We start from the raw sequence: 20,033 nt of genomic DNA on the forward strand, positions 1-20,033 counted from the left end.
GTCATCGTCCCACCCGGCCGGCCCGCCTCACGCTGCCGGGGTCGCGATCAGCCCGGCGAGCGGCGGCGTGGGGTGATCGGCGGGTACGACCGCCGAGTACAGCGCCGTCCAGCAGGACGGGCAGCAGTACTGCCGGAAGACCACCGGAGCGTCCACGTAGTCCGCGGCGTTCGCAATGATCTGGGGCCCGGCGTCGGTGGCCGGGCCTTCGTAGACCGCGAGGGCGAGGTCGTCGCCCTCGGTGGCGTCACCGAGGATCTCGTGGCAGTGGCGGCACGCCACCGCGGCCTGCGCCCCGTCGGTGACCTCGACGAGGTTGTCGTCGAGCCGTTTCACCGAGGTCGCGTCTGTCTTGCGGCCGCTGGGCACGCGAAGGACCCGGGAGCGTTGCCGCCGCGCCGACCGCTGGCGGTCCCGTTCGGCCGCGGTCGCCGCCTCGTCCACGGCGCCGTTCTCGACGACGACGCCGTAGACGGACCGGGCGGCGCCGGCGGTGATCTTCTGTTCCCGGAGATCGCGGGCGACCGCCTCGGGGTCCCGGTTCAGCGGGTCGCCGTAGCCTCCGCCGCCCTGCCAGGTCATCACGAACACCTCACCCGGCGCCAGGTGGCTGGACGCGTAGTTCTGCGCCGGTTCGAGGTGCTCGCTGACCTCGGACAGCTCGCTGGGCATCCGCCCGGCGGCGAGGAGATCGGTGACGCGGCTGTGCCGGGCCAGCACGTCGAGCCCGGTGTTGCCGGGGTGCCCGCCGGCGAGGCCGCCGTTCTGGGACACCGCCTTGCCGTTGGAGGCGAGGACGAGTCCCATGGGGATGCTGGTTCCGTGCGGGGTGATGGCGATCGACGCCCCGACCCCGCCGCGGTGCCGCCCCGGTCCGCCCGAATCCGGGACCTCACGCCGCCACAGGGCCAGCACCGGGTAGAGGAACTCGGTCATCTCGACGTCGGGGATGCGGCCCATCGGGATGCAGAAGAGCCCGCCGGTGTCGATGCCGTCGGCGTGCGGCCGCGCGCCGTACCCGCCGGACATCGGCTCCATGATGATGTTGAGGAACGGTGCCGGTTGCTCGCCGCGCTCGTCGAGTCCGGCGATGACCGCGGTGTCCCAGGTGCCGCAACAGGTCGCCTGGACGTTCTTGCCGAGTTCGAGGTCGCGGTCGAGCATCTGCGCCAGGCATTCGGCGACGAGGTTGCCGGTGAGCCAGGCCGGGCCGATCGGGCCCCGGCCGACGGCGGCCGGGTAGGTCGCGTTGTTGAGCGTGCCTTCCTCGGTGACCAGGTCGAAGCAGCGCATGAGCCCGCCTGCCGACCACGGGATGTCGCCCGCCAGCACGGGGAGGAGGGCGAGCATCACGCCGCCGCGCATCCCGGCGTAGGTGCAGTTCACGACGCCGGACTGCGGGTCGGTGCCGGTGAAGTCGAACGTGAGGTGATCGCCGGTCTTGGTGGTGGTCACGGTGATCTTGTGCAGGCCGCGGTCGCCCTCGTGGGACTGGTCCTGGTAACCGGTCGCGGTCCAGCTGCCGTCGGGCAGGGCGGCGAGCTTGCCGCGCAGCCGGGCCTCCGCGTCCGCCATCATCCGCTTCATGACGGCCTTGACCGTGTCGGCCCCGTACTGCTCGATCAGGGCGTGCAACCGTTCCCGGCCGACGTTGTTCGCGCCGACCTTCGCGCGCAGGTCGAGTGCGACGAGCATGGGCACCCGGGAGCGCCGGACCCACAGGTCGGCGACGTCGCGTTGCAACTGGAAGTCGCGCACCACCTTGACCGGCGGGGTGGGCAGGGATTCGGCGAACACGTCCTGCGCGGCGGGGGAGAAGGAGCCGAGCCCGACGCCGCCGAGGTCCGGTTCGTGGCAGATCGCGCTGGTCCAGGCGAACAGCTTGCCGTCGTGGAAAACGGGCTGGTACACCATCACGTCGTTCTGGTGCAGCCCGCCGCCGACCCACGGGTCGTTGGTGAGGAACATGTCGCCCTCGGCGATGCCGGGGTTGGTGGCGCGGTTGCGCAGCGTCCAGTAGATGGCCAGGTCGACCGCGCCGACGAGCATCGTGTTGTACAGGCCGACCTGGACTTCCTGGCCGAGTTCGTCGGAGATGGCGAAGTCGAAGTCGTTGGCGTCGGTGACGATCGGCGAGCCGGACATGCGCTTGAGCGCCTCGCCCATCTCGTCGGTGACCGACCAGAGCCGGTGGCGCACCACCTCGTAGGTGAGCGGGTCGAGCGCGTCGATCTGCTCCTGGGTGACGGTGTGGGTGGGCAGGGTGGAGGGCAGCGAGCGCTGCAGCTCGCCGGGGTCGACCGGGCGGCTCGCGAAGACCTCGGAACCGGGGATGGGCATGCTCATGAGGCGCTCCTGGCGGAGGTGCGGCGGATGGTCAGGTTGCCGAGCGAGTCCACCGTGCCGGTGGTGCCGGCCGGCACGACGACCGTGGTCGTCGGGACCTCGACGATGGCGGGCCCGGCGAGTTCGTGGCCGGCACGCAGTTCGCGGTAGTCGTAGACGGGCGTGTCCACGTAGCCGGTGGCGGCGTCGAGGCACACCGGGCGGTGGCCCACCCGCGCCCCGGACGGATCCGGCGAGGTGGCGGCGGGGATCGCGGGCAGCTCCGGCGAGAACGGCAGCACCCCGATTCCCCGGACCCGGAAGGTGATGGCCTGGATGCCGGCTTCCCGGAACCCGGCGTCCTTGCCGTAGAGCGCGGCGTAGCGCTCCTCGAACGCCGCCGCGGCTTGCTCGATCGCGGCCATGTCCAGCGGTCCGCCCGCGACCGGGGTGGTGACCTCCGCGAGCTGCATGGAGTAACGCATGTCGATCTCGCGGTGGACCTCGACGGTGTCGAAGCGCACCCCCTGGCGGTCCAGCCCTTCGCGGACCTGTTTTTCCAGGTCCCGGAAGTTCTGTTCGGCCCGGTCCGGGTCGAACGGCACGACGGTGGGATCGGACAGCTCGGCGGCCAGCGCGATGTCCGAGGACGCGAGGCCGTAGGCGGAGAACGCGGAGGCGACCGGGCCCAGCGGCACCACCACTTCGTCGACCCCCACTTCGGCGGCGTAGCCGGCGCAGTGCGCGGGGCCGGCGCCGCCGAAGGCGTACAGCACGAACTCGCGCGGGTCGTGACCGGCCTCGACGACGGTTTTGCGCAGCAGGTCGCCGGTCTGGGCGTTCTGCACGGTGTAGATCGCGGCCGCGGCCTCTTCGACCGAGAGCCCGAGCGGTTTGGCGATCTGGGTGTCGATGGCCTGCCTGGCCAGCTCGAGCGAGAGCGGTTTGCGCCCGCCGAGCAGGCCGCGCTCGGGCAGGATGCCCAGCACCAGGTTCGCGTCGGTGTTGGTCGGTTCGGTACCGCCGTTGCCGTAGCAGGCCGGGCCGGGCACGGCCTGCGCGCTACGCGGCCCGATGCGGAGGTTGCCGCCGGCGTCGAGCCAGGCGATCGCGCCACCACCGGAACCGATCGCGTCCACCCGCAGCGTGGGCACGTTGATCGGGTGGTGGTTGATCACGGTCGTGGTGTCGCGCACCGGTTCGCCGTCGACGACCAGCCCGGCGAGGAAGGTCGTGCCCCCGACGTCGGTGGAGATGATGTTGCGGTGCCCGAGCTGGCGGCCGAGCGCCACCGAGCCGACGACACCGCCGGTCAGGACGGAGCCGACGGTGCTGATCGCGGTGGCCGGGGCCTCCTTGGCCGCGACCGCGCCGCCGTTGCTCTGCATCACCAGGAGCGGGCCGGCGAGGTCGTTCTCGCGGAGGGCGTTCTCCAGCGTGGTGAGGTAGTCCCGCAGCCCGGGGCCGATCTGGGTGCTCATGATCGTGGTGGCGTTGCGGGCGAACTCCCGGATGCGGGGGCTGACTTCGCTGGACAACGCGACGAAGACCTCGGGGTCCTGCTCGGCGACCAGTTCCCGCAGCCGCCGTTCGTGGACCGGGTTGCGGAACGACCACAACAGCGACACGGCGATCGCCCGCACACCGTCGGCGAGCAGCGTCCGGATCGCGGCGCGGGCCTCGTCCTCGTCGAGGCCGACCACGACGTTGCCGTCGCGGTCGATCCGTTCGGTCACCTCGAGCGCGAGGCGTTTCGGCAGCAGCGTGTGGTCCTTGGCCTGTCCCAGCACGTTCTGCAGTTCGTGCGGGGACCGGCCGAGGTAGCGGCCCTCGACGTTCATGATGAAGATCGAGTCCCGGTGTCCCTTCGTGGTGAGGAAACCGACCGGTGGCACGTTCCCCATGACCAGCGCGTTCAGCGACGACGTGGTGCCGTGCGCGATGTGGTGGGTGTCGGCGAGCATCTCCTCCAGCGGCTTGCCCAGCTGCTCGGCGAGCAGCTCCAGCACGTCGAGAACACCCCGGGAGTAGTCCGGCGGGGTGGACGGCGACTTGGCCGCGAGGACGGTGCCCGCGTCGTCGTCGAGAACGGCGTCCGTGAACGTACCGCCCACGTCCACGCCGATGACATACGCCATGACTCACGCTCCTTTGCGTGGATTGAGACCGCGGGGGCACCGACGAGGTGGGCACGCCCAGGCTCCACGAGTGGTTACGGCAACGTAGACTATTAAACGCCTGTGTTTGAAGTCAAGCTCGTCCGCGCTTGACTTGTCATCGTGTACGTCGAATACTCTACGCCGAAGTCAACGAGCGGGAAGTGCCGTCAAACCTGGAGGTCGGGATGCAAGTACGCCGCGCCGCGGTGCTCGGCGGGGGCCCGGGCGGTCTCTACGCCGCGCGTCTGCTCAAGCTGGCCCAGCCCTCGTGCGACGTGGTCGTGCACGAGCAGGGCGAGCCCGACAAGACGTTCGGTTTCGGGGTGGGGCTGGCGGCCGGCACGCAACGCAGGCTCGAGGCGGCCGACGCGGACACCCTGCGCGACATCCTGGCCGCCGGGCACCGGCACGACATGACGATGACCGTGGGGGACCGGAGCGCGCGGGTCCGCAACGACCGCCTGATCGGTGTCGCCCGCACCGAACTGCTCGCCGTGCTCCGGCGGCACGCCGAGAAGGCGGGCGTGCGCATGGAATACGGCGCCCGGCGCGCGGCCGACGAGCTCGACGCGGACATCGTCATCGCCGCCGACGGGGTCAGCAGCGCCACCCGGAGCACCGGCGGCTTCGGCGAGGACATCGAGGTCGGCCGCGGGCTCTACCTGTGGTGCGGCGCGGAGTTCGCGCTGCCGGACGCGATGTTCGCCCCGGTGGACACGGAACACGGGGTGTTCGTCACCCACGCCTATCCCTACTCCGGCGGCCGCAGCACGTTCCTGATCGAAACCGACGAGGAGACGTGGCGCCGCGCCGGGTTCGACCGTTCCACGGACGCCACACCGCCCGACGCGTCGGACACCACCTCGCTGCGCTACCTGGAGCAGGTGTTCGCCGCGCAGCTGCGCGGGCACCCGCTGATCGGCAACCGGACCCGCTGGACGCGGTTTCGCACCGTGCGGTGCAAGCGCTGGTCGTCCGGGCGGGTCGTGTTGCTCGGCGACGCCGCGCACACCGCGCACTTCTCCATCGGCTCGGGCACCAAGCTCGCGATGGAGGACGCGATCGGACTGGTCGAAGCGCTGGCCGGAGAACCCGATGCGGCGGCGGCGTTCGCACGCTACGAGGCCTCCCGCCGCCCGGACGTGGAGCGGATGCAGGAGCTGGCGCGACGGAGCCAGTTGTGGTGGGAGTCGTTCCCGTCGCGGCTGCACATCCCGGTCGAGCGGCTGATGGTCGCCTACATGACCAGGGCGGGCAACGTCCCCCTCGACCGCTTCGCCGCCACCAGCCCGGACGTCGTCGCCGCCGCGGCCGAGCAGTACGCGAACTCGACACCCCCGGCCCAGGGCCTGGTCGACTGGGTGCTGGAACAACCCCTGCGGCACGAGCGGGGCGAATTCCCGCGACGCGTTCTCCCGGCTGTTCCCGCCGGCCTGGCGCTCACCACGTTCGCCGACGTCGTCGCCGATCCCTGGGACGACGCCGGAGATGCCGTCGTCGCGCGGGCGCGTCAAGCTCGACGGGACGGGGCCGACGGTTTCCGGTTCACCGGCCCCGCTGACCGGCCGGCCGTACTGACCCGGCTCGACCTGGCCGAACGGGTCCGCACGGAGGCGGGCGGGCTGGTGGTCGTGGACGGCCCGCCGAGCTTGCGCGGCGATCTCGCGGCCGGTCTGGTCAGCGGCCGGTGCGATCTGGTCTCGTTCACCGAGGAGGCGGCATGAGGACAAGCCGGTGGGGCGAGCGGCTCGTCACCTACCCCGGTGACGTGGTGCGCCGGTACCGGGAGGCGGGCCTGTGGGGCACCGCCACGATCGCGGACGAACTGCACGCGGTCGCGCTGGCCCATCCGGAGCGCGACGCGGTCGTCGCGCTCGACGGGCGGGTCACCTTCCGGGAACTGGACGAGCGCACCGACCTCCTCGCGGCGGGCCTGGCCGGGCTGGGGCTGACGCCCGGTGATCCGGTGCTGTTCCAGGTCTCGAACCGGCTCGGGGCGATCCTCGCCTGGTACGGGGTGCTCAAGGCCGGGCTGGTGCCGGTGTGCACCCTGGCCGCGCACCGCGGCCACGAGATCGGCGAGATCAGCAGGCGGGTCGGCGCCGTCGCCCACCTGGTGGAGGCGGACAACCGCGGGTTCGACCTGGTCGGCTTCGCCGTCGAGCAGCAGCGGGACCACCCCACGCTGCGTCACGTGCTGGTGCTGGGCGGTTCCGCCGGCGCCGCGGGCGTCGCGGTCGAGTCGCTCGGCGCCGGCGTCGATCCCCGGGCCGCCCGCGCGACGGTCGAGGACATCCAGCGGGGCATCGATCCCGACGACGTCGCGGTCTTCCAGCTCTCCGGCGGCACCACCGGGGTGCCGAAGGTGATCCCGCGGCTGCACGCCGAATACTGGTACAACGCCCTGGCCTACGCGCGTTCCTGGGGCTGGGGCCCGGACACCCGGGTGGCCCACCTGATCCCCGTCATCCACAACGCGGGCATCGTGTGCGCGGTCCACGGGCCGCACAGCGTCGGCGCGTGCCTGGTCCTCGGCACCGCGGACCCGGAGGTCTCGTTCCCGCTGATGGCCGAGGAGCGGGTCACGCACGTCCTGCTCGGGCACGGGCACTTCAAGGCGGCCGGCCTGCCCGGGTTCGCGGCGGCGACGAAATCGGTGACCCAGGTGGTGTTGTCGGGCACGAAGGTGCCGCCCGCGCTCTTCGACGGACTGGAACGCCGCGGTCTGTGGTCGGGGCAGCTGTTCGGCATGGGCGAAGGACTCTTCATCACCACGCGCCCGGGCGCTCCGCGCGAAGCCCGCGCGGAAACCGTCGGCACCCCACTGTCCCCAATGGACGAAGTCCGGATCCTGGAACCCGGCACCGAAACCGAAGTCCCGGACGGGGAGATCGGCGAACTCTGCTGCCGCGGCCCCTACACCCTCCGCGGCTACTTCGACGCCCCTCAGCACAACGCGACGGCGTTCACCTCCGACGGCTTCTACCGCACCGGGGACCTCGCCGCGGTCCGCAAGATCGACGGGGAGCGGTACCTCACGATCGAAGGCCGGATCAAGGATCTGATCAACCGGGGCGGCGAGAAGATCAACGCCGAGGAGGTGGAGTCGTTGCTGCTCCGCCATCCCCGGATCACCGCCGCGGCCGTGGTCGCCATGCCGGACCCGCGCCTGGGCGAGCGCACGTGCGCCTACCTCGTCGTGCCCGGTGAGCCGCTCACCCTGCGCGACGTGCAGGACCACTTCGCCGCCCTGCAGGTGGCGAAGTTCAAGTGGCCCGAACGCATCGAGCTGATCGCCGAAATCCCGCGCACCCTGGTCGGGAAGATGGACAAGAAACGCCTGCACGCCGACATCGCCCGCAAGGTCGCCGCCGAACGCGCCGGGACCGGGCGGCCGCGCAGCACGGCTCCCGCAACCACCTCAGGAGGAAATCCGTGACCACCCACCGCATCGGGCTCGTCGTGCCCAGCTCCAACGTCACCGTGGAAACGGAGGTTCCCGCCCTGCTCGGGCGTCACCCCGGTGCGCGGTTCTCTTTCCACTCCAGCCGGATGCGGATGCACAAGGTGTCCCCGGAGGAGCTGCGGGCGATGAACGCGCAACGCGAACGGTGCATCGGCGAACTGTCCGACGCCGGGGTGGACGCGGTGCTCTACGCCTGCCTCGTCGCGCTCATGGCGCAAGGTCCTGGCGAGCACCGGCGAACCGAAGCCGCGGTGACCGAACAGCTCGCGCAAGCCGGGCAGCGGCCCGCGGTGCTGTCCAGCGCCGGCGCGCTCGTCGAGGCACTCGCCGCCCTCGGCGCCCGCCGCATCGCCCTGGTCACCCCGTACCTGCGCCCGCTGGCCGAGCAGGTGGTGTCCTACCTGGAGTCCGAGGGCCTCGAAGTGCTCGACTGGGCCGCGCTCGAAGTGGGGGACAACGCCGAGGTCGGCTGCATCCCGGGCGACCGGGTGATGGCGGCCGCGCGCGGCCTGGACCTGTCCGGCGCCGACGCGCTCGTCATCTCCGCCTGCGTGCAGATGCCGTCACTGGACCTGATCGGCCCCGCCGAGGCGGAGTTCGGGATCCCCGTCCTCTCCGCGGCCACGGCCGGCGCGTTCACCCTGTTGCGCCACCTCGGTTTGCCGACCGTGCTGCCCGGCGCGGGCCGCCTCTTGGCGGCGGAGCGGGCGGCGGCGCGATGAACCCGGCGCCCGGACCGGCTCCCCTACAATGGCCGCCATGACCAGTGGTTCGCGGCGAACGCCCGCACGGCGGAAGGCCGAGTCGTCCTCGCGGGCCCGGCGCGACGGCGCGGCGGACAGCGACAAGCCGGCCCGCGCCAGCACCGCCCGCCGCGAGCTCGTCGAGAACGAGATGTACGAGCAGGCCACCCGGCTGTTCGCCGAGCGCGGGTTCGCCGGAACGAGCCTGCAGGACATCGCGGACGCGATCGGCATCACCCGTCCGGCGCTCTACTACTACGTCAAGAGCAAGGACGAACTGCTCGCCAAGCTGGTCACGGAAGTCACCGACGGGCCGCTGAACGAGCTCAAGGAACTGGTCGCGCACACCGACCTCGACCCGGTCGGCCAGCTGCGCGCGCTGGTCGAGATCATCGTGCGGCGCCGTGCGACGCAACCGGCGCGGTTCCGGCTGCTCATCCGCTCCGAAGCCGAGCTCCCGGACGAACTGACCGCGGCCTACGACGACAGCCGTCGCGCCGTGCTGAAGACGATCGCCGAGGTCGTCGAGGACGGGATCCGGGCCGGGCAGTTCCGGCCGGTCGACGCCCGCGTCGCCGCGCTGGGCGTGCTGGGCATGTGCAACTGGGTGGCCTGGTGGTTCCACCCCGGCGGCCGCGATGACGTGGAGACCGTGACCGACCAGCTCGCCGAGATGGCGATCGCCGCGCTGCGGCGCCCCGACCACCACACCCTCGACGGCGAGGGGCCCGAGGCCGCGCTGAAGATGCTCCGCCAGGACCTCGACCACCTGGAACGCCTGCTCAAGGACTGACTCCCGCCGACGGCTTCGACGCCGTGGCGGAGTCGCTCCGCCCGGTGCCGTTGGCCGGCCGGACGAGCGTCCGGGGTGGATGACCAGCGGTCATGGCGTGTTCCTCGGGTTGGATGTTCGGCAAGGGCTGCCATCACGCCGTCGGCCTGGATCCGACTGGGTAGCGGCTGCGTGACGGGGCGCTTCCCAACAGCGAACCCAAACTGCGGGCGCTGTTCGACAAGCGCGCCGCCCACGGGCCCTGCTGGTCGTGGTCGATCAACCGGGATTGGTGCACTGCCGGTCGCGGTCGCCCGCGCCTGCGGGCACCACTCCCGGGCGTCGGTCTTGGCGGTACCCGGGTAGAGATCGGCGACGCGCCGCATCGCCAGGCCGGGCAGGTAGGCCACCACCAGGTCGACGCCGGTGACGAGGCCCTGGCCGAGCCGGAGGTGCTGGTCGGGTTCGACGACGACCTGGCCGGTGAAGCCACCCGGCTGAGCAACCGCATCCGCGGCCTGCTCACACGAACCCCGCAACCCAAGCCCACGCCCGCTGCGGCTTGACAACCACATAGGGCCCCGGCTTCTTCGCTTAAGTCAAACTGTTGACGCATTCGTCAACGGAGGCGTAACGTCGGTGCGGCAAGGCGCATTCCCATCAGGCAGGAGGCCGGTTATGACGGACTTGGACCACCGCGTGCAGGGGGTCGACCACGTCGCGTTCCCGACGTTCGACCCGGCCGCGACGGTGCGGTTCTACCGGGACGTCCTGGGCTTCCCGGTCGTGCATTCCATCTGCGCGGCGGGCTGGGGCCCCGAGGACCACCCGGACTTCATCCACTTCTTCTTCGACATCGGCAACGACGACCGGATCGCGTTCTTCTACTACTTCGGCGCCGGCCGCGAGATCGGCGGCGAGCCGGGCGCGAAGGGTGACGTCTACGCCCGGTTCGGCGCCGACGTGCCGGAGTTCTTCGTCCGGTCCCGCCACCTGGCGATCCACGTCGAGGACGAGGAGGACCTGCTGGAGTACCGGCGGCGCCTCGACGCCAGCGACTGGCCGGTGGAAATGCAGATCCAGCACGAGACGATCGAGTCGATCTACACCCACGACCCGAACGGCTACATGTTCGAGATCACCCGCGCGATGCGGCCGGTGACGCCGCAGGAGGACCTGGACGCGAACCTCACCATCGACGCGTTGATCGACGTGGTGAGCGAGCCCGAGCCGACCTTCGGCAAGCTGCTGGCGCGCAAGGCGGAACTCATCGTCGAGCGGGCCGCGGACTGGGAACTCGCGCAGGAGAGCGGCCGATGACGACGCTCTACATCCTCGACGTCCCGGAGAACACGCCGGTCGCGAAGGTCGCCGCGGAGGACCCGGCGGTGACCGTCGGCCGGATCGGGCCCTACTTCGAGATCAGCGCGGCGGGCGCGATCGTGATCGACCGCCGGGCCACCGGCTGCCGCCACGCGGTCTGGTACTCCGCCGTCGGCGGGGTCGCCCGCGACAGCCGCATCACCCAGCACGACAAGGACGCGCTGCGGGTGGAGCCGGCGTGACGGAAAGCGCTTCCCGGCTCGGCGCCGGCCGGTACCTGGCCGCGGGGGAGCGGCCGGCCTCGGCCGTCACCACCGTGCACGAGCTGACCACCGCCGACGGCGCCACCGTGCGCGGCGTGCTGACCACCGTGCCCGGCGCGCGCACCGTGGTGTGCCTCATGCACCCACGCCAGGACGTCACTCACCACCCGCTCGTCCCGTTGCTGCTGCACGCCGGGGCCGCGGTGTGGACCCAGCACACCCGCTCGGTCAACAACGACCTGACCCTGGTGCACGAGCAGGCGCTGCTGGACGTCGCCGCGGGTCTGGTCTTCCTGCGGGAGCGGGACTTCGACTCGATCGTCCTACTGGGACACTCCGGCGGCGGCACGCTCTACGCCTTCTACCTCGAACAGGCCGCGCTCGCACCAGGCGCGCGCATCGCCACCACCCCCGGCGGTCGCCCCACCCGGCTCGCCGACGCGACCATGCCGCTCGCCGACGGCGCCGTCTTCCTCGCCCCGCACCCCGGGCAGGGCAGGCTCCTGCTGGCCTGCATCGACCCGTCGGTCGCCGACGAGTCCGACCCGCTGTCCGTCGTGCCCGAACTCGATCCCTTCGACCCCGCCAACGGATTCGCCGAGCCACCGGCCAGTTCCGCCTACGAGGCGGAGTTCCTGCAGCGGTACCGGGCGGCCCAGCGCGACCGCGTCGCACGCATCGACGCGGTCGCCCGCCACCACCTCGCCCGCGCGGCCGAGGCGCGCGCCGCGTTCAAGGCCGGTGGCCGCGCCGAGGACCGCCGCCGCTCGCTGGCGCCCCGGATCATCACCGTCTACCGAACCGACGCCGACCCGCGCACCGTCGACCTGTCGCTCGATCCCAGCGAACGCCCGTACGGCTCGCTGTTCGGCAAGCGTCCCGATCTCATCAACTACGGCCAGGCCGGGTTCGGCAGGCTCACGACCCCGGAAGCGTGGCTGTCGACGTGGTCCGGGATCAGCTCCAACGCCGACTTCGTCCGTTGCGCGCCCGGGGTGACCGCCCCGACCCTGTTCATCGAGCTCACCGGCGACCAGGCCGCGTTCCCGGCCGATTCGCGCCGGATGATCGGAGCGCTCGGCGCGACGGACCTCAGCACCGCTGTGGTGCGTGGCCTGCACTTCGGCGGCCCCATCGCCGAGGGTGAACCCACGGGCAACGAGCTGGCCGCCGCGGAGATCGCGGGCTGGCTGGGCGAGCGGTTCGAACTCGCCCGGCCCTGACTGCACACTCCTCTTTGGACTGACCGAAAGGTGGCGTCGCCATGTCCTCGCCCGTGTCCCCGTCACCTGCGGAACCCGCCCGGACACCGCGCAGCGTGCTGCTGCTCTGCCTCGCGTGCATGACCCTCGAAGGCTATGACGTCGTGGCCTACGGCGCGGCTCTCCCGTTCCTGCTCGCCGACCGCTCGTGGCAGATCACCGTGGCGCAGGCCGGTGTGCTCGGCACCCTCACCCCGGTCGGCATGCTCGCCGGCGCCGTCGCCGCGGGCCTGCTGACCGACATCGTCGGCCGCCGCAGGCTCATCCTCGCGAGCGTGACCGTGTTCTCCGCGGCGATGCTGGTGTGCGCCCTCGCTCCCGGTGTCCCCGTGTTCGCGCTCGGCAGGATCCTGGTGGGACTGGGCGTCGGCGGTGTGCTGCCGTCCATCGCCGCCCTGGTCTACGAATACTCCCCGTCCCGGCGTCGCAACCTCGACACCGCACTGGCCTTCGCCGGCGTCGGCACCGGGGGCGCCCTGGCCGCGGTCGTCGCCGCCGTCGTGGTTCCCGCGGCCGGGTTCCGCGCCGAGTTCCTGATCGGCGGGCTGGGCGCGCTCGTCGTTCTCCCCCTGGCCGTGCGCTACCTGCCCGAGTCGCTGGTCTACCTGCGCGCCACGGGACGCGGCGACGAGCTTCGCCGCTGGGCCGCGCGCCTGCGCCTCGATCCAGGGCCCGCCGGGCCGGTCGAGGCTGCCGCCGCCGGAGCGGGGACCGGGCGGCTCGCGGTGCTCTTCTCGCGCCGGTACGCGGTGACCACCGTGCTGTTCTGCCTGACCACGTTCGCGTCGCTGCTGGTGTTGTTCGGGCTGTACACCTGGCTCCCGCAGCTGATGCGGTCCGCGGGCCACGAGTTGGGGTCCGCGCTGACGTTCCTCGTCGTGCTCAACGTCGGCACCGCGGCCGGACCGTTGCTCGTGGGGCGTCTCGCCGACCGCGTCGGCTCCCAGCGCGCCACCGCGGGTTCGTTCCTGCTCGCGGTCGTCGGCATTTCGGTGCTCAGCCAGCCGATGCCGCTCGTGTTCCGCTACGTCGCGGTCGTGCTGGCCGGGGTCGGCACGGTGGGCACCCAGATCCTGATCAACGTGCTGATCGCCGGCCGGTACCCGGTCCACGTGCGCGCGACCGCGATCGGCGTCGCGCTGTCGGTGGGCCGGCTCGGGGGAATCCTCGGCCCGCTCTACGGCGGGATGCTGCTCTCCGCCGAGCTGCCCACCGCCTCGCTGTTCTACGCCTTCGCCGCCCCGGCGCTTCTCGGAGCGGTGCTCGTGACGCTCGTGCCCCGTGCCCGGCGCGCCGACCCGCGGGCTGCGAGCCAGAGTGCCGAACCGGCCGGCCCCGTGTCCGCCCCGTGACCGGCTGCGTGTCCGACGAAGATCGGGGCTGGTTCTCGGGACGCTGCCGGTGGTCTCGCGGTCGGCGGCACGTGGGACACCGTGCTGCAGGGCCTGCTCGCCACCGCGGACGCGGTCGGGCGGATCGGCCGGGCGACCTCGGTCGATTCCACGATCGCGCGGGCGCATCCGCACTCCACCAACATCACCCGCTCCACAAGGGCTGGGTCGAGTGACACACGCGGTCGGGCCCGCACCCGGCTCCAGAACTCACCCGGCTCCGGCCGCCCCTACGCAGCGCGGCGCCGTCAGGCGAACAGGCGCGGCAGCAGGTCGCGCGCCCCCGCGCGGAGGTCGTCCAGCGCGGTCTCCGAACCGGCCAGGTGACGCAGCAGCGCCTGCTGGAACAGCCCGTCGAACAGGGCGTAGGCCTGCGAGGGGGAGCAGGCCGGCTCCATGCCGCCCAGGTCGGCGTACGCGCAGACGACCCGCCAGATCATGTTCTGCAGGCTGCCGTCGATCTCCGCGACGTCGTCCCGGAACGCCTCCTCGAACATCGACTGCGTGCGCAGGTCGTACCAGAGCCGGTGCATCAGCGGCGCCTCGGCGAGCGTGGCCGCCAGCCCGTCCCCGCAGGCGGCGGCGAGGCCGTCGAGGGTGGACGCCTCGGCCAGGAGGTTCTCGTAGCGCTGCACGCACGCCGTCTTGTAGCGGCGCACGCAGTAGGTGATCAGCTCGATCTTGTCCGCGAAGTAGTAGTGCAGCAGCCCGTGCGAGAACTCGGTGTTGTCGGCGATCGTGCGCAGGCTCGTCCGGGCGTACCCGAAGTCGGCCAGTGTCGCCAGCGCCGCATCCGCGAGTTCCCGCCTGCGGTCCTCGAACTTGTCGGCACGGGGTCGCCGCCGCGCGGCTGCTGAGCTGGTCACGCCCAAGACGATACCCATTGAGCGTTTTCTTAACCAAGCGTCCAAGAAAATCTTGACAACTGTCCAAGGATGAGAAACAGTCCTGTCAGGCCGCCGACGCGGGCGGCCGCACTTCCGATCCGGACCTTCCCGCGCCCGGCGACCGACGGAGACAACGGTGTCCCTGACCTTCTACCTGGACAAAGGCGCTTCCCTCGACCCGGACGCACCCTGCCTGACGCTCGACGGGAAGTCCCTGACCTACGGCGAGGTCGCCGGCCTGTCACACGCCGTCGCCAGGGCGCTACGCCGCTCGGGCGTCGCGCCAGGGGACAAGGTCGGCATCCTCTCGGCCAACGATCCGACTGCCTTCGCCTGCGTGTTCGGCATCGCGCGGGCCGGCGCGGTGTGGTGCCCGATCAACCCGCGCAACGCGGCGGCGGAGAACGCGGAACTGCTCGACCTGTTCGACTGCTCGGCGCTGATCTACCAGCCGGCGTTCGACGACCTGGTCGCCGCGATCGCGCCCAACCTGCCGAAGCTGACCACGCTCGTCCGGCTGGGCGACGGCGACGACCTCGCCGCGGGCTTCGACGGCTGGCTCGACGCCGCCCGCGACGACCCGTCAGCCGAGGCGGCGCCGCCCGGCGACGTCGTGGCGCTGGTCGGCACCGGCGGCACCACGGGCCGCCCCAAAGGCGTGATGCTCACCGACCGCAACCTGGAGGCGATGTCGGCGATCACGCTGATGAGCTACCCGTTCCACGGCCGCCCGGTGTACCTGGCGCTGGCGCCGCTGACCCACGCGGCCGGCGTCCTGTGCTTCCCGGTGCTGGCGCTCGGCGGCGAGGTCGTGATCATGGCCAAGCCCGACGTCGGCCGGTTCCTCGAACTCATCGAGCGGCATCGCGTCACCCACACGTTCCTGCCCCCCACGGTGATCTACATGGTCCTCGGCCACCCGGCGCTCGACGGGACGGACCTGTCGTCGCTGCAGTGCTTCTGGTACGGCGCGGCGCCGATGTCCGCGGCCCGGCTCGCCGAGGCCCTCGACCGCATCGGGCCGATGGCGCAGCTGTTCGGCCAGTCCGAGGCCCCGATGATGATCTCGACGATGTCGCCTGCCGAGCACCGCAACGCCGACGGCACGATCAACACCGCCCGGCTGTCCTCCGCCGGCAAGCCGTCTCCGCTGGTCACCGTCGCCATCCTCGACCAGCACGGCAAACCCGTGCCGCGCGGCGAGCGGGGCGAGATCTGCGTGCGCGGCTCCCTGGTGATGGCCGGCTACTACCGCAACCCGGACGCGACCGCGGAGGTCTCCGCGCACGGCTGGCACCACACCGGCGACATCGGGTACCTCGACGCGGACGGCTACCTGCACATCGTCGACCGCGCCAAGGACATGGTCATCACCGGCGGCTTCAACGTCTACTCCGCCGAGGTCGAGCAGGCACTGATGGCTCACGACGCCGTGCGCGACTGCGCCGTGGTCGGCCTGCCCGACGAGAAGTGGGGCGAACGGGTCACCGCGGTGGTCCAGCTCCAGCCCGGCGCCGGGATCGACCTCGACGACCTGACCGCGTTCGTCAAAGCGCGCATCGGCGGCGTCAAGGCGCCCAAGCAGATCGAGATCTGGCCCGATCTGCCCCGCTCAACCGTCGGCAAGGTCCTCAAGACCGAGATCCGTTCCCGGCTCAGCACCCGCTGAGGCGCCACCCGTTCACGTCGCCGCAAGGAGGCCGCACCGTGAAGCTCGCCCTGTACCTGCCCAACTTCCGCGAAAAGGTGACCGTCGGAGAACTCGAGGACCTCACCGCCCTCGCCGAGGACCTCGACTTCGACTCCGTCTGGACGCTGGACCGGATCGTCGTGCCCGAGTCGTCGGACCGGCAGGAGCTGCAGTACGCCTTCGGCATGATCGAAGGCTTCCCCAAGGGCCTGCCGGTGTCCTCGCGGGGCCAGTGGTTCCAGGGCATGCCGCTGATCCCGTGGCTCGCCGCGAAGACGTCCAAGGTTCGCATCGGCATGAGCGTCATCGACACGCCCTACCGCGCGCCGGGTGTGCTCGCCGCGGAACTCGGCACCATCGACCACCTCTCGGGCGGCAGGCTCAACGTCGCGCTCGGCGCGGGCTGGATGCCCGAGGAGTTCGCCGCGTCCAGCGCCTCGCACATCTTCCCCAAGCGCAACAAGCACGTGCGCGAAACGATCGAGGTGATCCAGGGCATCTGGAACAACGAGGTCTTCGAGTACCACGGCGAGTTCGCCGACTTCGAGCCGTGCGGGTTCGGGGCCAAGCCGCTGCAGCAGCCGCACCCGCCGATCTTCTTCAGCGGCCTGAAGGACCCCAAGCGCGCGGCGAACCGGGTCGCCACGTACGGCCTCGCCGGCTGGATCGGCATCCAGGACTCGCCCGAGGACATCCAGCGGTGGCGCGGCGAGATCCAGCGCGAGCTGGACGAACTCGACACCGCCCGCTCGATCGACGACCTCGAGATCAGCAGCATGATCTGGTTCGTCATCACCGACCAGGACATGGACCAGACCCCGATGGGCAAGGGCACCAACCTCCTGGCGGGCTCCGCCACGCAGATCACCGACATGCTCAAGCGCTACCGGGAGGCCGGCCTGACGATGCCGATGCTGTGGCCGCCGTTCGCCGACGTGCCGGTCGCGAAGACGCTGGACGACCTCAAGCGCCTCAAGGAGGAGATCATGCCGAAGGTCGAGGCCATGTAGCGACCGCGCACGACCGAGATCCCATCCCACAACGAAGTGAGAGGAACACAGATGTCCGAACTGGACGGTAAGCGGGTCTTCGTCACCGGATCCGGTGCCGGGATCGGCAAGGCGATCGCGAAGCTGTTCACCGACCGCGGCGCGCGTGTCGTGGTCAGCGACATTGACGCCGACGCGGCCAAGCGGGCCGCCGACGAGATCGGCGCCGCGGGCGTGGCGAACTGCGACGTCACCGACGAAGCCCAGGTCCAGGCCGCGGTGCAGCAGGCGGCCGACCTGCTCGGTGGCCTCGACGTCCTGGTGAACAACGCCGGCATCGAGATCTCCTCGCCGCTGCTGCAGCAGTCGACGGAGAGTTTCGACCGGATCTATGCGGTCAACGTGCGTGGCCCGTTCGTCGCGATGAAGGCGGCGACGCCGCACCTGGTGGCGTCGAAGGGGAACGTCGTCAACATCGCCTCGATCGCCGGCATCGGCGGCAGCCCGCTGCTCGGCTCCTACTGTGCGACCAAGGCGGCGCTGATCCAGCTGACCCGGGTCGCGGCGGTGGAGATGCGGCCTGCGGGCGTGCGGGTCAACGCGGTCTGCCCGGGCTTCGCCGACACCGCGATGGTGGAGCGCCTGGTGCCGGACTTCGAGGCGGCGACGCAGATCCCCTTCGGCGACCTGGTGGCGATGAAGCAGGGCAGGCTCGGCACCCCCGAGGACATCGCGGAGGTGGCCGCGTTCCTCGCCTCCGACCGGGCCACGTGGATCACCGGAAGCCACTACGTCCTCGACGGCGGCCTCACAGCGTCGCTCGTCTGAGGCGACTCGGCCGGCGGGCCCTCGGGGGGTCCGCCGGCCGCTCCCGCCCCCGTCGCCTGGACGTGGTAAGCAGTCTCCGCAGCGGCGGTCGTGCCGGAGTGGCCGTTGACCTGTTCCGGCCACTCCGACCGCTCGGGAGAAGCAAGGGAAGGACGTTGACGGACTGTGTAGGCGCGTTGGCTCGGACGGTCAGGGTCGAGACCTCCGAGTCTCAGGGCTATGACTGGGACGCAGTCGAGGCGTCATTGGGCGTCCGGTTGCCATCGGATTACAAGAAAATCGCCGATCTCTTTCCGGTGGGTTTGTTCCAGGGTTCGGTGCACGTCATTCGTCCCGGCGATCACAGATCTCCCCGAGACGAGTACCCGGGCTACTACCTCCAGCGGCTCGAAACGATGCGCGAGTGGAGGGCGCGGGAGCCTCGGCGCTTCCCGTTCCCCATTTATCCGGAGCCCGGCGGTCTGCTTCCGTGGGGGCGCACGAGACAGCACGGGTTGCTGTTCTGGCTCACCGAAGGCGATTGTGAGCGATGGCCGACCGTGGTGTGTTCTCCTCAGTTCGAGCGCTGGGGGAGATCCTCGGGTACGGCCTGTGAGTTTCTGTCCAAGCTGGTCGCGGGTGAGATCAACGGTTCGCCGCTGGGGATGAAAATCGCGCCCGGTGCGCCCGTGCTGCGAATTGCCCAGGGAAATTCGAGTGGTTTGCCAGGCGGCAGGGGTTACTGGAATGCGGGACCGAATTCTTGGGGGACGGCGCCGCGGGTGAAGGGTGACTACCCGGCGTTGCAGCGGCTCCTGGGCTCAGGAAGAGAGGAGCCGGACCCGGTTGACTGGGCAGCCGTTCACGACGAACTGGGGTTGCGTCTCCCGGAAGACTACCGGCTGTTCGTCCGGGACCATGGAGCCGGCTCGTTCCTCGATGTGCGTATAGCCGTACCTCATTCGCCCGCTCTTGACCTTTTCGACCTGCTGAGGCGTACCAGCCAAGGGGTGCGCGGCGCTGTCGCGCGTGACGTGCTTCCACCTGTCCATCCCGCGGAAGCGGGGGTGGTCGCCTGGGGTGAAACGGTCGATGGCTGGACGTGCTGCTGGGTCCCGATCGGAGAGCCGGATGCCTGGGGCATCGGCTTCTTCGCTCCGGGGTATCGCCACTTCGGCTACAACCTCCGCCTCTCTTTTTCGTCATTCTTGGTCCGGTACACAGAGCAGCGCCGATCGCTGTTGCTCGGACGCCCGGCTCCGGTTGTTCGCCGCCCATTCTTCAGTCCGGCTTGAGTTCACCGCTCGCGCCAAGCGAGCGGGGACAGGGAGATGCCCGCTTCGGTGACTCGCCGGGCAGTCGCGGTCGTCAGGCCTGCCGGGGCGCTCTCGATCCAGCCCCGGACCCGTTGGACGCCGGTCTCCCGGTACTCCACAGCCTGGAGCAGCATTTCCAGCTTGTCCGCGTCGCGGGCACCGGGCTGGGCGGTGTGGGGCAGGTCCCCGGTGCGGGTTTCCTGGGAGTCGTGCCAGATGGCGAGGTAGGCCGCGCGCGCCGATGCCTTCCTCGGCGGCCAGGAGCCCGGCCAACTGAGCGACGCGTGCCACCAGCCCGAGCGGCGGATCCGCTTCAGAATTCCCAGCTCGTAACCAAAACCGGCGATGGTCTCGGACACTCGGGATCCCTTCTCGGCGCGCGGTGGTCTCCCGGCCGAGGTTGCCAAGCCCCGACCCCCGTCCGGGAGCCTGGTCAGCCCGGTGAACGTCCCGGTTCCGGTGGGCTGACCGTGACAGCATGGCTAGCGCCGTGCTGGACACTGTTCTCGGGCCGCGCCCTGCCGCCCCTCGACTCGGCCGGGTGACATGAGCGCCTGTGGAGCGCACCGTGATCACGAGCCCACGATGGCGGCGCGGCAGCGGGCCGCACGGCCGTGGAACCTGGGCGGGACCGAGGTGG

Annotated in this window: 15 protein-coding genes and 2 pseudogenes; 13 read left to right on the forward strand and 4 right to left on the reverse strand. The window is 71.0% G+C overall.

All coding sequences use genetic code 11. The features are described 5' to 3' along the window. Positions 1–27 precede the first annotated feature (27 nt). Complete coding sequence (locus ACCP09_RS32230; RefSeq protein WP_433752509.1) at positions 28–2,346, reverse strand: hydantoinase B/oxoprolinase family protein; 2,319 nt, start codon at positions 2,344–2,346, stop codon at positions 28–30. Then, positions 2,343–4,463, reverse strand: coding sequence for a hydantoinase/oxoprolinase family protein (locus ACCP09_RS32235; protein WP_433752511.1), 2,121 nt, complete (start codon positions 4,461–4,463; stop codon positions 2,343–2,345). Before ACCP09_RS32235 ends, ACCP09_RS32230 begins: the two co-directional genes overlap by 4 nt. A 206-nt stretch (positions 4,464–4,669) precedes the next feature. Here ACCP09_RS32235 and ACCP09_RS32240 point away from each other — a divergent pair, with 206 nt between their 5' ends. The 9 genes and pseudogenes from ACCP09_RS32240 (at position 4,670) to ACCP09_RS32280 (ending at position 13,665) form a co-directional block, all read left to right on the forward strand. Beyond that, complete coding sequence (locus ACCP09_RS32240; protein ID WP_433752513.1) at positions 4,670–6,208, forward strand: FAD-dependent monooxygenase; 1,539 nt, start codon at positions 4,670–4,672, stop codon at positions 6,206–6,208. After that, complete coding sequence (locus ACCP09_RS32245) at positions 6,205–7,923, forward strand: (2,3-dihydroxybenzoyl)adenylate synthase (protein WP_433752515.1); 1,719 nt, start codon at positions 6,205–6,207, stop codon at positions 7,921–7,923. Before ACCP09_RS32240 ends, ACCP09_RS32245 begins: the two co-directional genes overlap by 4 nt. Beyond that, positions 7,920–8,672, forward strand: coding sequence for a maleate cis-trans isomerase family protein (locus ACCP09_RS32250; protein WP_378364426.1), 753 nt, complete (start codon positions 7,920–7,922; stop codon positions 8,670–8,672). Before ACCP09_RS32245 ends, ACCP09_RS32250 begins: the two co-directional genes overlap by 4 nt. Positions 8,673–8,709: 37 nt before the next feature. After that, complete coding sequence (locus ACCP09_RS32255) at positions 8,710–9,486, forward strand: TetR/AcrR family transcriptional regulator (protein ID WP_037323160.1); 777 nt, start codon at positions 8,710–8,712, stop codon at positions 9,484–9,486. A 79-nt stretch (positions 9,487–9,565) separates the two neighbouring features. Further along, positions 9,566–9,992, forward strand: a pseudogene (locus ACCP09_RS32260) (IS110 family transposase); the annotation flags it as partial. 151 nt (positions 9,993–10,143) lie between these two features. After that, positions 10,144–10,785 carry a VOC family protein gene (locus ACCP09_RS32265; protein ID WP_433752517.1) on the forward strand — a complete coding sequence of 214 codons (642 nt, stop codon included), beginning with the start codon at positions 10,144–10,146 and terminating at the stop codon, positions 10,783–10,785. Continuing rightward, complete coding sequence (locus ACCP09_RS32270; RefSeq protein WP_027928828.1) at positions 10,782–11,030, forward strand: hypothetical protein; 249 nt, start codon at positions 10,782–10,784, stop codon at positions 11,028–11,030. The genes ACCP09_RS32265 and ACCP09_RS32270 overlap by 4 nt, the downstream gene beginning before the upstream one ends. Further along, a complete protein-coding gene (locus ACCP09_RS32275) occupies positions 11,027–12,274 on the forward strand; it encodes an alpha/beta hydrolase (RefSeq protein ID WP_433752519.1) in 1,248 nt (415 codons plus the stop codon). The genes ACCP09_RS32270 and ACCP09_RS32275 overlap by 4 nt, the downstream gene beginning before the upstream one ends. 41 nt (positions 12,275–12,315) lie before the next feature. Continuing rightward, positions 12,316–13,665, forward strand: a complete 1,350-nt coding sequence (locus ACCP09_RS32280; RefSeq protein ID WP_433752521.1) for an MFS transporter — start codon at positions 12,316–12,318, stop codon at positions 13,663–13,665. 287 nt (positions 13,666–13,952) lie between these two features. Here ACCP09_RS32280 and ACCP09_RS32285 read toward each other — a convergent pair whose 3' ends face one another. Next, complete coding sequence (locus ACCP09_RS32285; protein ID WP_027928831.1) at positions 13,953–14,570, reverse strand: TetR/AcrR family transcriptional regulator; 618 nt, start codon at positions 14,568–14,570, stop codon at positions 13,953–13,955. Positions 14,571–14,727: 157 nt separating this feature from the next. Here ACCP09_RS32285 and ACCP09_RS32290 point away from each other — a divergent pair, with 157 nt between their 5' ends. From ACCP09_RS32290 to ACCP09_RS32305, 4 genes are all read left to right on the forward strand, one after another. Then, complete coding sequence (locus ACCP09_RS32290) at positions 14,728–16,260, forward strand: acyl-CoA synthetase (protein WP_123686009.1); 1,533 nt, start codon at positions 14,728–14,730, stop codon at positions 16,258–16,260. A gap of 38 nt (positions 16,261–16,298) precedes the next feature. Continuing rightward, positions 16,299–17,291, forward strand: a complete 993-nt coding sequence (locus tag ACCP09_RS32295) for an LLM class flavin-dependent oxidoreductase (RefSeq protein WP_123686010.1) — start codon at positions 16,299–16,301, stop codon at positions 17,289–17,291. A 51-nt stretch (positions 17,292–17,342) separates the two neighbouring features. Next, complete coding sequence (locus tag ACCP09_RS32300) at positions 17,343–18,098, forward strand: SDR family NAD(P)-dependent oxidoreductase (RefSeq protein ID WP_027928834.1); 756 nt, start codon at positions 17,343–17,345, stop codon at positions 18,096–18,098. A gap of 155 nt (positions 18,099–18,253) precedes the next feature. Next, positions 18,254–19,372, forward strand: a complete 1,119-nt coding sequence (locus ACCP09_RS32305; RefSeq protein WP_433752525.1) for a hypothetical protein — start codon at positions 18,254–18,256, stop codon at positions 19,370–19,372. A gap of 2 nt (positions 19,373–19,374) precedes the next feature. Here the strand turns inward: ACCP09_RS32305 and ACCP09_RS32310 are convergent. Continuing rightward, positions 19,375–19,752, reverse strand: a pseudogene (locus ACCP09_RS32310) (hypothetical protein). Between the last annotated feature and the right edge of the window lie 281 nt (positions 19,753–20,033).

The organism is Amycolatopsis sp. 3B14 (genome assembly GCF_050958625.1).
Classification (GTDB): Bacteria; Actinomycetota; Actinomycetes; order Mycobacteriales; family Pseudonocardiaceae; genus Amycolatopsis_E; species Amycolatopsis_E thermoflava.